At 40.8% G+C, this 17,125-nt stretch carries 11 protein-coding genes; 7 read left to right on the top strand and 4 right to left on the bottom strand.

Annotated features, from left to right (window positions below):
* The first annotated feature begins 130 nt into the window (after positions 1-130).
* Positions 131-2,677 carry a prolyl oligopeptidase family serine peptidase gene (locus tag ACOI22_RS01955; RefSeq protein ID WP_420669664.1) on the top strand — a complete coding sequence of 849 codons (2,547 nt, stop codon included), beginning with the start codon at positions 131-133 and terminating at the stop codon, positions 2,675-2,677.
* A 36-nt stretch (positions 2,678-2,713) separates the two neighbouring features.
* Here ACOI22_RS01955 and rrtA read toward each other — a convergent pair whose 3' ends face one another.
* Entirely contained in the window at positions 2,714-3,316 is a 603-nt protein-coding gene (gene rrtA / locus ACOI22_RS01960) for a rhombosortase (protein WP_420669666.1), read from the bottom strand.
* A gap of 201 nt (positions 3,317-3,517) precedes the next feature.
* On the opposite strand from rrtA, the gene ggt reads away from it, so the two are divergent.
* The gene (gene ggt / locus ACOI22_RS01965) at positions 3,518-5,281 is read left to right on the top strand and encodes a gamma-glutamyltransferase (protein WP_420669668.1); all 1,764 of its coding nucleotides are present in this window, start codon (positions 3,518-3,520) and stop codon (positions 5,279-5,281) included.
* Between the two features lie 26 nt (positions 5,282-5,307).
* On the opposite strand, the gene ACOI22_RS01970 is transcribed toward ggt, so the two are convergent.
* Positions 5,308-5,763, bottom strand: a complete 456-nt coding sequence (locus tag ACOI22_RS01970; RefSeq protein ID WP_420669670.1) for a hypothetical protein — start codon at positions 5,761-5,763, stop codon at positions 5,308-5,310.
* A 140-nt stretch (positions 5,764-5,903) separates the two neighbouring features.
* Entirely contained in the window at positions 5,904-6,866 is a 963-nt protein-coding gene (gene cysK, locus ACOI22_RS01975) for a cysteine synthase A (RefSeq protein WP_420669672.1), read from the bottom strand.
* Positions 6,867-7,058: 192 nt separating this feature from the next.
* Here cysK and ACOI22_RS01980 point away from each other — a divergent pair, with 192 nt between their 5' ends.
* From ACOI22_RS01980 to ACOI22_RS01995, 4 genes are all read left to right on the top strand, one after another.
* A complete protein-coding gene (locus tag ACOI22_RS01980; RefSeq protein ID WP_420669674.1) occupies positions 7,059-7,895 on the top strand; it encodes an AAA family ATPase in 837 nt (278 codons plus the stop codon).
* The gene (locus ACOI22_RS01985) at positions 7,895-9,073 is read left to right on the top strand and encodes a vWA domain-containing protein (RefSeq protein ID WP_420669676.1); all 1,179 of its coding nucleotides are present in this window, start codon (positions 7,895-7,897) and stop codon (positions 9,071-9,073) included. Before ACOI22_RS01980 ends, ACOI22_RS01985 begins: the two co-directional genes overlap by 1 nt.
* Positions 9,074-9,234: 161 nt before the next feature.
* On the top strand, positions 9,235-9,969 hold the full coding sequence (locus ACOI22_RS01990; RefSeq protein ID WP_420669678.1) for a pseudouridine synthase: 735 nt from the start codon (positions 9,235-9,237) through the stop codon (positions 9,967-9,969).
* A 4-nt stretch (positions 9,970-9,973) separates the two neighbouring features.
* The gene (locus ACOI22_RS01995; RefSeq protein ID WP_420669680.1) at positions 9,974-11,347 is read left to right on the top strand and encodes an MATE family efflux transporter; all 1,374 of its coding nucleotides are present in this window, start codon (positions 9,974-9,976) and stop codon (positions 11,345-11,347) included.
* Between the two features lie 91 nt (positions 11,348-11,438).
* On the opposite strand, the gene ACOI22_RS02000 is transcribed toward ACOI22_RS01995, so the two are convergent.
* Positions 11,439-15,605, bottom strand: coding sequence for a S8 family serine peptidase (locus ACOI22_RS02000; protein WP_420669682.1), 4,167 nt, complete (start codon positions 15,603-15,605; stop codon positions 11,439-11,441).
* Positions 15,606-15,922: 317 nt separating this feature from the next.
* Here ACOI22_RS02000 and ACOI22_RS02005 point away from each other — a divergent pair, with 317 nt between their 5' ends.
* Positions 15,923-17,125, top strand: a complete 1,203-nt coding sequence (locus ACOI22_RS02005) for a thiamine pyrophosphate-dependent dehydrogenase E1 component subunit alpha (protein ID WP_420669684.1) — start codon at positions 15,923-15,925, stop codon at positions 17,123-17,125.

Genomic DNA, 17,125 nt, shown 5'->3' on the forward strand with positions numbered 1-17,125 from the left:
ATTAGAGGTTAAAATTGTTACTGTTAATAAAAGTTTGTACCACTTTTGGATCATATTTAACGCTTAGTAGTCGTAAATATGCATTCATCTATCTATAATTTTTTCTAATTACCTACAAGTACATTAATTTATGAAAAATATTCTTAAAGTCACCCTAGTATCTACAGTGTTGTTTTCTGTTTTAGCATGTACGGCCACCTCAGATACTAACTCTTCCTCAAATGTATCTGAAACAGCTGTATCTGAACCCAGCCTAATAAGCAATTTACAAGTGCGCGAACCAATAAGCCAAGCAAAGCCAAATGCTAGCTTAGCAAGTTCTACGGATGGTGAGCTTAGCTTAAAGCAAATTATGTCAAACCCTGACTGGATAGGCCGCCAGCCGCAGTCTGCATTCTTTTCGCCTTTAGGCGATAAGATTTATTATTCGCGTAAAAGAGAGGGAGAGGCAGTAAACGATATATATGTAACGCAAGCGACTAAGGGTAATGGTAGTAAACTAGCGCTACAAGATTTACATAAGCAGTCAAAAAGTGTACTTAATGATCCTCGTTTCAATTTTGTGGCTTGGACATTTCAAGGCAACATATTTGTGCAGTTTCGTGATACAAAATTAATAAAGCAACTTACGCGAGATATTTATGCGGCTCATAATTTAGCTTACGTGAATAATGAAGCCGTAGAAGGAATTTCGTTTCAACGAGGTAACAGTTTTTATACCGTTGATGCTAAGAGCGGATTACAATCGCAAGTATTTAATTGGCAATTCGCAGACGCTGAAAAAGCGAATGAAGCTGCAAAAGATTATATTGCCGCTGAGCAACAAAAATTAATTCAATATGTGCAAACAGAGCGCAAAAATAAACGAGATTCCTTTAATCAAAAAGCCGCCATAGCTAAAGCAAACAATACTATTATGGCGCAAACAGTGTACCTTAATAAAGGACAAACAAGTGTTTATGCCAGTTTGTCGCCAAAGGGAACACACGCAATATTGGTCACCCGTGATAACAAACCTACTCGCGATGCATCAGATATTATGCCTGATTACATAGAAGAAAATGGGCGCATTAAAGCACAGTCGGTTAGGCAAAGAGTGGCGGATGCAAAGCCGCATTCACACTATATTTATTCTGTTGATATTAAATCAGGAGAAGTCTCACTCATTTCTTTTAAAAATTTGCCCGGCTACAATGAAGATGTCTTAAAAGCGGTAAAAGAAGAAAATGCAAAAGCCAAAGGTGAGACGTATGTGAGTAATAGATTGCCTCGCCATATACGCTTAATGGTTGGTGGCTACGCAAGTGAAAAACCCATTTTATGGCATCAGTCAAACAAACAAGTAGCACTTATGCTGGAAGCTTGGGATAACAAAGACCGCTGGCTAGTAACGCTCAACCCCTACGAATCAAGCTTTGAAACACAGCATAGAATGCACGATGAGGCTTGGGTCAACTATAGATTTAACCAATTTGGTTGGCTACAAAATTCTCAGAGCTTGTATTTTCTCAGTGAGCACAGTGGTTATTCACAGTTGTACACGAAGGCTTTAAATACAGACGTAATTGCTATTACGCAAGGTCAATTCGTTGTGGATAGCGTGCAGTTAAGTCACAACAACGACTACTTTTATTTTAAAGCCAATATTAAACATCCCGGTATATACGAAATTTACCGTGTGAATACCGCAGGCGGAGAAATAGAGCCGTTGACAGATTTAAACGGCTTAACTGATTTTGTATTAAGTCCTAATAATGATAGCCTTTTGCTCACACACTCAAGTTTAACTATGCCACCTGAACTATACACATTGGCATTAAGTGAGCAGGCTAGCCCAGAAAGATTGACCAATACAGTAAGTGATGCTTTTCTTGCTATTGACTGGACAAGTCCATCAGTAGTGGCAATTGAATCATCAAACACTGAGCAAGCTATATACTCAAGAGTATATTTACCTAAAGATAATAACAGCAATGCAAATTTGGAAAATAAGCGTCCGGCGGTTGTTTTCAATCATGGGGCTGGTTATTTACAAAACGCACATTTAGGGTGGTCAGGGTATTTTAGAGAATTTATGTTTCACAGTTTTTTAAGCCAACAAGGCTATGTAGTGTTGGATATGGATTACAGAGCTTCTGCTGGGTATGGGCGCAAGTGGCGAACTGCTATTTATCGCCAAATGGGAACGCCCGAAGTAGAAGACCTTCATGACGGTGTAGATTGGTTGGTAAACAATGCTAACGTAGACCGCGGTAGAATAGGTACTTATGGCGGGTCATACGGCGGCTTTTTAACGTTTATGTCATTATTTAAATCACCCGAACTATTTCAGTCAGGTGCGGCGCTTCGCCCAGTGAGCGATTGGGCGCATTACAATTTCCCATACACCTCTAATATATTAAATACGCCCGATGTTGACCCAATTGCTTATGAGCGTAGTTCTCCAATTTATTTTGCTGAAGGTTTAAATAAGCCGTTATTAATTAATGCGCCAATGGTTGATAACAACGTGTTTTTTGTTGATGTAGTGCGTTTGGTACAAGTATTAATTGAACTTGAAAAAGAGAACTTTGAAACTGCTATTTACCCTGTAGAGCCCCATGGCTTTGTGCAGCCGAGTTCGTGGCTTGATGAATATCGCAGAATATTTAAGTTATTTGAGAGCACGCTACAGTAAAAGTGTGAGCAGCCATATACAAAAGCGAAAGGAGCGTTAAATACGCTCCTTATTTTTATGCGACGAATCTAAAAAGTACAATATTATACCTATACTTAAACCACCTATTGCCCCATATAAATGGGCATCTATCGCTACTCGAGCATCAATTAAGTTAGCCACAAACGCAGTGTCATTAAATAATTGCTCATGCATTATTTTAATAAACAAACCCGCTAACAATAAGTAAGCACTTTTTCTTTTATGTGTAATATCTTGCACTACGCCCCATGCAAATAAGCCATGCAACACGCCTGACAAGCCCACATAAAAATGCAATTCAGGATTAAATAGATATACATTACATGACACAACAAGCGCTAATAATAAGAATAAGACAGCATAAAAACGAGGTTTAGTGTATTCACCGTATAGCAAATATAAAATGAACAAGCCTGCCAAGTTAAGTATTAGATGCACGCTGTTAGTATGCGCAAAATGCGCTGTAATTAAACGCCAATACTCTCCCTTTTCTAATCCTACACGGCTAAATTCAAAGGAGGCTTCTAAAGGGCTCCCCAATAAAAAAACAACAACGCTGACTAAAGCTACCACTATGTATGGCAATATACGGTAATGCAGAAAAGGCACTGGCCCCATTTTCTCTCCTAAATTAAAAACGTGCAGCTTAATATGAGCTAAGCCTATAGTTTAGCTTTATTTACTTCTTATGGTTAAGTAATATTAATTTTATCGGGAAAATCTGAGTATTGCTTAAGCTCTCAGCGTTTAAGCGTTTTTACGAGATATGTTCAAACCAATGGCTATATTAATTAAGCAGTCGAAACAAGTGAGATGTTGATGTCAAAATGTACAAAGAGAAAAACAATAAAATCTATTTTGTTCAGTACTGCTACTGCCTGTATCTTAAGTGCCTCGGTGCAAGCGCAACAACTTGAGGACCGAGAGCCAGAAGCAGCCACCGGTATCGAATCTAAGGATTTCGCCAGTACTAATGAGTACATGGTTGTAGCAGCCAACCCCTATGCAGCTTGGGCGGGAAAGCAAATTATTGAAGCTGGTGGCTCGGCAATAGATGCGGCAGTAGCCATTCAAGCGATGCTAACCTTAGTCGAGCCGCAGTCATCGGGAATAGGTGGTGGTTCATTCATTATGTACTGGGATAATGAGGGCAAAAAACTCCATACCTTTGACGGCCGTGAGACTGCCCCTGGCGCAGCAAGCCCTAGCTTGTTTGTAAAAGATAGGGAAGTTATGAGTTGGCGCGATGCTGTTGTTGGCGGAAGGTCAGTAGGGGTGCCGGGTGTTTTAAAAGCGCTTGATATGGCCCACAAAAAGTTTGGCAAGTTAGAGTGGGAGGCTTTGTTTACCGATTCAATTATGCAAGCTAAGAACGGCTTTGTGGTGTCACCGCGACTTGAAAAGCTGTTGTCTTTAAATATGCATCCAGGTATTAGTGCATTCCCCGAAAGCAGAAATTATTTTAAGCCAAAAGGAGAGTTTCTAAAATCGGGCTCTTTGAAAAAAAATCCCTTATTGGCGACTACCTTAGAAACAATCGCTAAAGAGGGGGCTGAGGCTTTCTACACAGGCTCCTTAGCTGAAAAGATAGCTGAACGAGTAAGATTAAGCCCAATTAACCCAGGCTTATTAAAGGCTAGTGATTTAGAAAAGTACGAAGCTATTGAACGCAGTCCAATGTGCAATCCATACCGCGAGTTTAAAATTTGTGGCATGGCACCTCCAAGTTCTGGTGGCGTAACCATGTACAGCATTATTAAAGCGCTAGAAAAATTCGACTTATCGAAATATGGAGCAAATAGTGAAGAATTTATTCATTTGTTCAGTCAAGCGAGCGCTTTAGCGTTTGCTGATAGAAGCTTGTACATAGCAGATTTAGACTTTTTAGATGTGTCGGCTGTACCGCTGATTAACCCTGCATATATACGTGAGCGTGCTGAATCTATTAGTCTTGATAAACCGTTTGCGGTTGAAAATGCGGGCAAACCATATGCAAATTTGCACGTAGGTCAAGACAACGCATATGAAAAAATGAGTACTAGTCATATTTCAATTGTAGATAAGCAGGGAAATTCGGTATCAATGACATCTAGTATCGAGTTTATGTTTGGTTCTGGCTTATTCGTTGAAGGCTTTTTGTTAAATAACCAATTAACAGATTTCTCATTAGATCCGGTGAATGATAACGCCCCTGTGTTAAACCGAGTACAAGCCAACAAACGTCCGCGCAGCGCAATGAGCCCTAGCATGGTGTTTAATAAAAACAACAAATTAATGTTAGTAGTAGGTTCACCTGGTGGAAGCCGAATAATTAACTATGTGGCGCATACTATTTTAAATGTTTTAGATTTTGATATGTCAATTCAAGAAGCAATAAGTTTGCCGCGAATTACCAATAGAAATGATGTTACCACGCTTGAAAAAGGCACTAATATAGAAGCCTTGGCAAAGGCGTTAGAAGCAAGAGGGCATACGGTTAAAATCTCAGATTTAAACAGTGGCCTACATGGTATTTTAATAAAAGATGGTAAGTATTATGGTGGGGCTGACCCACGACGCGAAGGAGTAGCCGTGGGGCTCTAGGGCTTTCTTTAAAGAGAAAGGCGGTGTTAAGGAACGGTATTAGACACTTTATCAACCTTCCAATCACCGCTTACTTTAATTAATGACAGTGTTTTCAGATCAGTAATTTTATCGCCTTCATAGTAACCAATAATTTTCATTTCAATATCAGCTTTTTCTTGTCTTTCAGAAAACAACATACTGCCACCTGAAACAGGCTCTGTATTCATAGTATCTAAACGCAAGCTAAATAATTGTCGTTGCACGTTTTTATTTGTGTGGAAGCCCTTAATAATTCTGCCTAACCTCTTAGTACTCATTTCTACAGCACGATCAATATTATCGTCATTGTATACAGCGCGTAAAAATACTACAGCTCTATATTGAGGCGTGTCTTCACTCATCATTCCGTACTTCCCTGTTCTTACCCCGTCTTCTCCACTTTTTGAACATGCGCTTAATACTAAAAAGCTCATCACCACGACTATAAATAGCTTTTTCATCATTTACTCTTAACTACGTATCAATACTTGGTTATCGGCCTAAGTGCTAAATTAATAAGTCTTTAGTCTAGATTCTTGATAAAAAAAAGCATGCCTTGAGGCATGCTTTAACATCATAATTTTTATTTAGCGGTCTTAAACTATTGAACTTCTTCTAAATCAGAAAATTCACCAGCAAATAAGGGGCTACTTAAATAACGTTCAGTACCTGATGCTAACAACACAACAATTGTTTTGTCTTTGTTTTCAGGACGCTCTGCAAAACGCTTAGCGGCAACTACCGCTGCTCCAGAAGATATACCAGCAAGAATACCTTCTTCTTTCATCAAGCGGCGCGCCATATCCATGCAGTCTTCATTGCTAACACGTTCAACTTCATCAATAATTGATAAATCAAGGTTGCCGGGGATAAAACCTGCGCCAATTCCTTGAATTTTATGTGGAGCCGGTTTAATTTCCTCGCCCGCCAATGCCTGAGTAATAACCGGTGAATCTTCTGGCTCAACGGCTACTGCCGTAACGGTTTTACCTTGTGCTTTTAAATACTTACAGGTACCCGAAATAGTGCCGCCAGTGCCAACACCTGCTATAAATGCATCCACTTTTCCATCGGTCGCTTTCCAGATTTCAGGACCCGTTGTTTGCTCATGAATTTGTGGATTTGCAGGGTTATCAAACTGATTCATCGCTACGTACTTGCCCGGGTTTGCAGCCATTAATTCTTCCACTTTAGCCACTGCACCCTTCATTCCTTTTGGTGGCTCAGTTAATACCAAGGTTGCGCCTAATGCTTTAAGTAGCTTTCTTCGCTCAAGGCTCATGCTACTAGGCATGGTTAGGGTGATTTTATATCCACGAGAGGCCGCAACAAATGCCAAAGCAATACCGGTGTTACCACTGGTCGCTTCAATAATTTCTTTATCTTTAGTGAGCGCTCCGCTTTTTTCTGCATCCCAAATCATGTTGGCGCCAATGCGGCACTTTACACTGAAGCTAGGGTTGCGTGACTCTATTTTTGCATAAACATTACCCGAAACTACGCGGTTAAGTTTAACTAGCGGTGTGTTACCTATAGATAATGAACTATCTTCAAATACGCTCATGTGGTTTGTCCTTTTATATTTGTGTATCACTAATATTTACTAGTGGGTATTAATAATCTTTACTGTCGTGTTTAACGTAAAATTCGTACAGTGATAAGATTATGCTTTATTGTGAAAAAACAAAGTGTTTTTTTGCTATAAGTTATTAACAACTTGTTTGAAAGAATTAAAAAATAGATAAATAGGAATATTATGGGCTTTACTGGTACCGAAGATTACATTGCAAGTAAACAACTACAGCTGGCTGTAAATGCAGCAATTACCTTAGAAAAACCTTTATTAATTAAAGGTGAGCCCGGCACTGGTAAAACCATGTTAGCAGAACAACTTGCTGCCGCACTGGATACAGATTTATTACAATGGCATATAAAATCAACCACTAAAGCGCAGCAAGGTTTATACGAATATGATGCGGTTTCTCGCCTTCGTGACTCACAATTAGGTGATGAGCGGGTTAAAGACATCAACAATTATATTATTAAAGGTAAATTGTGGCAGGCATTTACTGCTCAAAAACGCCCCGTACTCCTGATAGACGAAATAGATAAAGCCGATATTGAGTTCCCCAACGATTTATTGTTAGAACTCGATAAAATGGAATTCTCAGTATATGAAACCCAAGAACGCGTGGTGGCCAAACAACGTCCTATTGTTATTATTACTTCAAATAACGAAAAAGAATTACCTGATGCGTTTTTACGTCGTTGTTTCTTCCATTACATTGAGTTTCCTGAAAAAGAGCAAATGGAGAAAATAGTAAAAGTTCACTACCCAGATATTAAAAAGCAGTTATTAGATCAAGCTTTGAGTTCTTTTTTCCAAATACGAGAAGTAGGGGGCTTAAAAAAAGCGCCTTCTACGAGCGAACTAATAGACTGGTTAAAACTATTAGTTGCAGATGATATACCTGCTGAGGTACTGCATGATTCTGATGCTAAAAATGCCTTGCCGCCACTTTATGGAGCCCTACTTAAAAATGAACAAGACATTCACTTATTTGAAAAATTGATGTTTATGGCGCGTCGCTAATGTTGCTTGATTTTTTCTACACCTTACGCAAACACCGAGTAAAAACGAGTATTACTGAGTTTTTAGATTTGATGTCGGTGTTAGATGCACAATTAGTCACTTCCGATATTGATGACTTTTATTTATTAAGCCGTGCGGTATTAATTAAAGACGAAAGTCAGTTTGATAAATACGATCAAGCCTTTGCTGAGTACTTTAAAGGCGTACAAGCGATAAATTTATTTGATGAAACCATTCCTGAAGAATGGTTAAGAAAAGCGCTTGAGCGTGTTTTAAGTGAAGAAGAAAAAGCAAAAGTTAAGGCATTGGGTGGTCTTGATAAACTAATGGAAACATTACAAGAGCGCTTAAAAGAGCAGGAAAAACGCCACGAAGGCGGCAATAAATGGATTGGTACGGGGGGGACTTCCCCCTTCGGTGCTAATGGGTATAATCCTGAAGGTATTAGGATTGGCCAAGAAAAGAATCGTAATAACTCAGCCGTTAAAGTGTGGGATAAACGCCAGTTTAAAAATTTATCAAATGATGTTGAGCTTGGAACGCGCAACATCAAGGTGGCCTTGCGTCGTTTGAGAAAATTTGCCAAAACAGGGTCAAGTGAACAATTGGATGTTCCTGATACTATAAGCTCTACAGCGCGAAATGCCGGTTACTTAGATATAAAAATGGCGCCAGAGCGACATAACGCAATTAAGTTATTGTTATTTTTTGATGTGGGTGGGTCAATGGATCCCCATATTCAGCAATGTGAGGAGTTGTTTTCAGCCGCGCACACTGAGTTCAAACATATTGAATTTTTCTATTTTCATAATTGTATTTATGAAGGAGTATGGAAAGATAATAACCGCCGATTCAATGAATCTATCGACGTTTACTCAATTATTCAAAAATACGGGGCTGATTATAAAGTTATATTTGTAGGTGACGCCACCATGGGGCCTTACGAAATTACCTATCCTGGTGGCAGCGTAGAGCACTGGAATGAAGAACCCGGTAGCGTGTGGATGCAACGTATTTTGCACCATTTTGAATATGCAGTTTGGTTAAACCCGCAAGCAAAAGCCTATTGGCACTATCATGCATCCATTCAAATTATGCAGGAACTAGTCGAAAATAGAATGTTCCCTTTGACTTTAGAAGGGCTTACTGACGCAATAAAGGCCTTACTCAAAAAGTAAGGCTATTTCTTTACTATTAATTCGCGGTTAATTTCATTTGTGTTGCTTATCTACTATAGTTGTTTGGATTTGACCCTGTTTAATTAACAGCGTATAAACCTTTGCCAATATAGCGATAAATTATTTTGTTCATTTTCTAGCAAAACATACAAAGAGATAGTGTGAAAAGACTCAACAAATACATAAGCGATACGGGATATTGCTCGCGTCGTGAAGCCGATGCTTTAATTGAAAAAGGCCTTGTTCGTATTAACGGTGAATTACCTGAACTCGGTACAAAAGTACTTGATACCGACGTGGTTAGCGTGAGCGGTAAAACCATAAAGCCGGTTGCTGAGAATAAAAGCGATCGCGTATATATTGCCTACAACAAACCCGTTGGTATAACCTGTACTACCGAACGAAAAATTAAAGGCAATATAATTGAGGCCATTGGTTATAAGCAACGTATATTTCCAATTGGTCGCTTAGATAAACCGTCTGAGGGCTTAATTCTGCTTACCAATGACGGCGACATTGTGAATAAGATCCTTAGGGCAGAAAACGCGCACGATAAACTGTATCGAGTAACCGTAAACAAGCCTATTACGGAACGCTTTATTAATAAGATGTCATCAGGCGTGCCAATTTTAAATACGGTCACACTGCCGTGTGAAGTTAAGCAAATAGGTAAGTGCGGCTTTGAAATTATTTTACAGCAAGGTTTAAATCGCCAAATTCGCCGTATGTGCGAGCACCTAGGCTACGAAGTTACACGCTTAGTGCGCAAACGCATTATGCATATTGATTTACGTGGCATTAAACCAGGCCAGTATCGTCATTTAACTGAACAAGAAATGATGATAATGAACCAAGCCCTCACTCATTCGAGTAAAACTTTTAGCGGTCAATCATAGTTGTATGGAAAAGCTTTCAAAGCGCGTTAATTTTTTTAGCGAGTTAAAAGTATTAGCCAGTTTAGCTTGGCCTTTACTCATTGCTCAAATTACACAAACCCTTATGGGCGTATCTGACACAATAATGGCGGGTCGTTATAGTTCGACTGACATGGCAGCTGTGGCCATTGGTTTTGGTATAAGCCTACCTATGCTCATATTTATGCAGGGCGTTTGTTTAGCATTGTCACCAGTTATAGCGCGTTTTGATGGTGCAAAAGAACCTCATAAAGTGGCTAATCAAGTTGTGCAGATGCTGTATTTGTCATTGGCTATTTCACTTGTGGCTTTAGGCCTATCATTTTATTTGCCTCATGTTGTCATGCTTATTGATATGCCTAAGGAAGTAGCAAGTAAAGCCATAGACTATTTGCAGTTTGTATTTTATGCAGCACCCGCATTTGCGATATATCAAACCTTGCGTAATTACTGTGAGGGCTTGTCATTAACACGCCCCACTATGGTTATTATGGTAACCGGCTTACTCGTTAATATTCCCGCAAACTATGTGTTTATAAATGGTTTGTATGGTATGCCTGAGTTAGGAGGAGCGGGCTGCGGTTTGGCGACCATGCTGGTTTTTTATACCATGGCTATTGCTACATTTGCATATACTGCCGTAGCTAAAAAGCTTAAGCCTTATGCCTTGTACAGTGAAATTTTTCCGGTAAATTTAAGCGATATAAAAGCCCATTTGCGTTTGGGTGTGCCCATTGCATTTACACTTATTTTTGAAGTGACCTTATTTGCCGTGGTGGCGGTTATGTTGGCACCGTTTGGCGCGCTTACGGTGGCGGCCCATCAAATCACTTTAAATGTGACTTCACTTATTTTTATGATACCCCTTAGCATAGGCCTAGCTTTGGCTATAAGAATAGGTTATTTAGTGGGAGAAGGGCGAGCGCAGCATGCTAAAACATCGTATTGGGCGGCAGTATTAATGGCTGTTTGTACGGTGTTTGTTACTGCTTCAACAATAGTGGTTTTTAACCTTGAAATTGCGAGTTTGTACAGTACCGAAACAGCGGTAATAAGCGCCGCTGCAAGCCTACTATTATTGGCGGCTATTTTTCAATTTTCCGATGCAATCCAGGTAGTTTCAGCCAGTGCTTTGCGAGGTTATAAAGACACTAGGGCTATGCTTATTATTAGCTTTATTGCTTATTGGCTAATAGGCTTTCCTACAGGTGTTGTATTAGGTTTAAGCGACTTAATTGTTCCAAGAATGGCTGCTGCCGGATTTTGGATAGGGTTTATTGTAGGCTTGTCAGTGGCTGCTGTACTTATGTATTGGCGGGTAGCTTACTTACAAAAGCGTATTGGCTCACAAGTTTATTAGCGCCATGAAAAAGGCCGCAAACACACAGTGCAAGCGGCCTTTGGTATGCCTTGCTATTGGTTACGCCTAACCCGTTGTTGGCGAATAGTCCTTAATTCTTAGTTCGTCTATACCAAGCAATAGCCGCTAAGCTGAGTATCCATAAAGGCATACTGCCGCCGCCACCTGAATCGTTACTCGTGCTCGTACTTTGACTCAAACTTACCGTTACCGTTTGTTCAGTGCTGTCAATACCATCACTTACGCTGACTGTATATGATACGCTTGTTCCGGTTGAGGGGGCTATTTGGGTGGAAGTATTACCCGATATTTCGCTGCCATTTATGGCATAGCTTAAGCTGTCATTATCAGCGTCACTTGCGTTAATACTAATGCTAATATTTTGACCTCCATTAGCGGTTTCGGGAATATTTACACTGCTAATTACTGGAGCATTATTATTTCTAACATCAACTTCTATTGATGCCATTGCTGTATTATTATTTCCATCAGATACACTCACATCAAACATTAGCGTAGTGTCTTCTTCTATACTTGGCCCTTGCAAAGAGTATACGCCAGCAGTTTCGTCTATTGATGTGCTTGGACCTTGCGTTTGCGTCCATACAACATTTACGGCGTCAGAATTAGGTTCGTAAATAGTAATGGGTATTGTTAGCGTAGCGCCTTCACGCACAATCAATTGCGCATTAGTTTGGCCGTTAAATGATATTTCCGGTGCGCCTTCAATTTGCACGTCAGTAAATATTGATGATGATTCTAATTCAGAAAAGTCCTGATTCGACAACACGCTTTGCGCCACAACGTTAATCGGGCCAGGCTCTACGCCTTCTAAAATTCGTAAAGTGAAACCTAAAGTGTTTACGCTGTTATTACCAGCATCTTTATCAATTTGCCATGTAATTTGATTGTTCTCAAGCGAGCCACTATATTCGGTGCTGAAACTGGCGAATTCTGTTCCCACCGGCAAGGGTAACACTACACTATAATTACGAGTTTCATTTGTGGTGTTAGCCGCAACTTCTACGCTTAACGCGGCTAAATCACCTGCTTCTACCCGCGCGGGCTGGCCGGTAATGGAAACGTCATCATCACCGCGCATTATATCAACGGCAATTAATCCAAGTTCATCACCACCTTCACTTGTTCCCATATCTACTGCAGCATAAAAAGTATCACCTGCTTGTGCACCATCAAGGTTATGAATAAAGCGCATATCTATAGGCGCAGTTTCTTGAAGAGCGCTTGGTGCTTCAACACTTAATTCATCGTTAAGCGCTAGTTCGTTTGTTACCACCGCATACTGCAATGTGAAGTCATCAGAAGGGGTGTTAGTGCCGGTGAAGCTTTGTACTATAATAAAGTAGTTACCCGATACCGGGTAATTGAGTGCTACTTCTTCAAAGCTATCAGACGACAAACTTTCAGCTACAATTTCAGAGCTAGCTATTGCGCCATCATTGTTTGCATCAAGTGCTAAATATAAATCTAAGTCTTGCGCTGTTGACGATACTATTTCTGCCACAATACGCCTAGCATTCTCGCTTACGGAAAGCTGCTTAATGAAAGTACCGTCGTTAATATCATCTGTAATTTCGTCATTTTCTGAATCTTCGATAATTGTTCCACTTTCAACACTGGCTTTAACAGGTTTGTATGCACTTAAGTAAAATGAATCGATATCTATTACGTTAATATCACTAATTAAGAGTGAGTCAATATTGCGGCTTGAATTGATATCTACTTCAAGGGGTAAATCACCAATAGTGGCTAAAATACTAATAGGAACGCGCGCGTCAGGAAGGCCCGGTGATGTAAGCACTGCTTCGGCAAACGCATACTCAGATTTTGACACTTGTGCGCTTGATATTTCAAACTGCACGGTTTGCGATTGTCCCTCTACAAGGGTAAAACTTGCTGGGCTAGCACTTACGGTTAAGCCGTCTGTAATAGGAGTAGTACTTATGTCCCAAGTTGCGTTAGTAGTGGCTGTGAACGTGCGTGACCAAGTGCAGGTACCTTTGCATTCGCTGTCGGTTATAGACGGTAAGTTTAAGCTTCTAGGGTCACCGCTTAAATCTGGGTCTGCATTAGCGTAGTTAGCCGCGGTTTCATCCATAATCAAACCACTTGCAATGGCTTTATCTACTTGAATTCGACCTGCACCCATATCAAAAAAATCTGCATCGGTGCTTGCATCTTCTTTTAGCACGCTTGAAGTGGTGGTAAGTGATAAGGCAGAGCGTATTTGATCAGGTGTCCACGAAGGATGTGCCGATTTAACTAAAGCGGCAGCTCCAGCTACGTGGGGGCTAGCCATAGAGGTTCCTGATAAGTAGTTAAAATCAGAAGCCGCAGGGCCCGTGTCACCGTCGTGGCCGAATTGTTGATCAGAATACGCAGCATAAATATCTACTCCCGGCGCTGATAAACTAGGTGCTAGCGTGCTGTTGGTGGCGTTTGGGCCTCTAGATGAAAAACTAGCAAGTACATCTTCACGAGAGGTATCTATAAATTGACTTCCCACGCCGGCGGTAATTGTACCGCTATGACTGGTTCCTGTTTGTAACCAAGCGCGCAGTGCATCACCATCATTAGCGTTAATATGAATTCCCGGCACCACGTATTGATCGTTCGCTAAAAAAGTATCGCCGCCTTGTACGTTAGCTAATATGTAACCATTAGCACCACCGGCTTGTACATTTTCAGCTTTCTCTACACGTGCAATTTCTCCTCTGTCGCACAATACTATTTCACCACTGAATGTATTGCTTGGGAAGGGCTCTAAACATTGTGCGGGGTCACCGCCGGGGTCATTTGGATTAGTATAATCACCGGCATATACTATTGCGCCACTAATAGAGCCTGTATTACTTTGCCCTGAAATGTCACCTAAACTACTTGTACCACCGCTAAAATTAGTAAGTTCTTTGGCGTAGACATTTTGGCGGCCATGTTCACTAGCCGCAACACTTGTATACCAAGGCGCATTTTTAACTGTTGTAGAAGGGTTTGGACCACTGTTACCCGCTGATGTGGCAACAAATATACCGGCATTCCGGGCTCTTAAAAATGCACGTTCAGTGTTGCTGTCCCATGGGTCACCGCCGCCACTTATTGAATAATTAATTACATCGACACCATCTAAAATGGCTGATTCAATACCCTGAATAATGGCTGCACCAGGGCAGTCTCCATAGGTGTCACCGGCATCAACAGAGCCACCGTAACATATTTGGTAAGAAATAATATTGGCTCTAGGCGCTACGCCAGATAACTGTGAAAACGTAAAGCCGGTAGGCACGCCAGAACTTTCTTCTTCACCGTTTTCTGGCAATACTTCGTCAACATCATACAATATATTGCCGGCAGCAGTTGCCGCTACGTGTGAACCATGGCCGCCATAATCTTCGCCATTCTCAGGTAGGCTGGGGGGAAACACAGTGGTATCACTATAGTCGTTGGTAATGGTACTGTAACTATAAATACCAATTAACTTATTGTTGCACAGCTCTGGAAACTCAACAGCGCAATCCCCTAAATAAACGCCATCTCCTAGCGGGTTGGTATGTACGAAGGCATCCCCTGATACCTCTGCAAAAGACGGATGATCGCTATTTATTCCTGAATCAATAATACCCACTACCACACCTTCACCTTGTGTAGGAGCGACTGTAGCTAAAGCTGAGCCATCCCAAACCATGGGAGCACCTATTAAGCTAGGACCTCTATCGGTATCAGGATGGTATATTTTCTCACGCGTAACGCTAACTACTTCGTTATGCTCAGCAAGTTCCATGGCTTGTGCTTGTGTTAGGCGAATAGCCATGCCATTAAGTGCATGAGAATAGGTAGTTTGCAGGGCTAATTTAGGCGCTTTGGTTTTGGCAAAATTTAAAAAACGTGTTTGTTGACGCTTTATTTTGCTCATTGCTTGGGTGTAATTACTATTTACCTTTGATGCCGCTTTGTTTCTTATTTTTGTATGGGCCAACATTTTAGGTGCATTGTCGTATTGACCTATGGATTTTTCATTTAGTTCTACAATATAAGTGTAGATGCCAGCTTTAAGCTCAGGTTCAAACGTAAATTTTCGAATGTGTGAGTGAGGGCGTTTATCTCGGTTCGGGCTTGACCTAAGTATTTTTGTTTTTTGCTCAAGCTGGGCTATATGCTGCGCAGCCTCCTGAGAATATAGCAGCGAAGGTATTCCCGCTAAAACCAGAGCCGAGGCCAACGCTGTTAATTGTAATTTCATTCATTTCTCCAGTGGGGCTGCAAATGTCCCTCGCTTAGAATTTGATTATTTTCTTTAACTGCTAAGCAAAGACCATACCGAATCATACTTATATTCAAGCGAAGTTTAATAAACATATTACGTCAAATTTTTAGTTTTCGATTAGTTAAAAAAATGCGCAAATATTCGCCGCGGGATAATCATTCTTTTCGCACAGCGATTTTAGGATATTTATACTTTTTATGTTTACAAAGGGTTTACAAATAGCAACGTTAAGATCTAAAAATTTAGCTAGCATGAACAAATAATCTCCACTTACGTGTTTGAAGGATGAAGCAATGTCGACGAATGAAGCTGTTCAGGATAGAAACCACTTACTGGGCGTTAAATTAACCCACGAAGTTGCTGTTATACATAAAGACTCTTTAGCCATTCCCATGCTGCAATTATTAGCTGAAAACGGCGAAGCTCATAAAAGCGCTGAAAGTGTAAACATAGACGAAGCGCAAGCGAATAAAATTCTTCGAAGCATGGAGTATACGCGTTTGCTAGATGACCGAATGATAGGCTCGCAGCGCCAAGGACGAATTAGTTTTTACCTAGGTAGCCGCGGGGAAGAGGCGGCAACAGTTGCATCAGCCGCGGCATTATCAAGTAACGACATGATTATGTCGCAGTACCGCGAACAGGGGGCTTTGGTTTACCGAGGCTACACAACTGCGCAGTTCATGAATCAAATGTTTAGTAATCGCCTTGACCCAAACAAAGGTAGGCAAATGCCTATTCACTACGGTGATAAGAAACTTAATTTTATGACTATATCGTCACCGCTAGGGACACAAATTCCGCAAGCCGCGGGCTATGCTTATGGTCAAAAAATGGCGGGAGAGCCGGCCTTAACTATTTGCTATTTCGGTGAAGGTGCAGCATCAGAAGGCGATTTTCACGCTGGCCTTAATATGGCGGCTGTTCTGAATTGCCCTGTTATATTCTTTTGTCGCAACAATGGTTACGCTATTTCTACTCCAGCAGAAGAGCAATTCGCGGGTGATGGCATAGCTTCAAGAGGCGTGGGCTATGGTGTTAGAACTATCCGAGTTGATGGCAATGACGTACTAGCTGTTTACCAAGCCACTCAACAAGCTCGAGAAATTGCATTAGCTGAAAACTGCCCAGTACTGGTTGAAGCTATGACCTACCGTTTAGCTGCTCACTCTACATCTGATGATCCATCAGGCTACCGCAGTAAAGATGAAGAAGCTAAGTGGCAATTAAAAGATCCAATATTACGTTTTGCCAAATGGATGCAAGCAAAGGGTTGGTATAGCGAAAGTGATATTACTGACTATAAAAACCAAACGCGCGACGAAATTTTAGCCGCCCTCAAACAAGCTGAGCAAGCACCTATAAACCCATTACAAGATATTGTAGAAGATGTATACGACACACCGCCTTGGCATCTACAGAAACAACTTAAAGAACTTGAAGCACATGTTGCTAAATATCCAAGCCACTATCCTAAAACTGCAGGGAGCAAATAA

The organism is Glaciecola sp. 2405UD65-10, assembly GCF_048820975.1.
Lineage (GTDB): Bacteria > Pseudomonadota > Gammaproteobacteria > Enterobacterales > Alteromonadaceae > Glaciecola.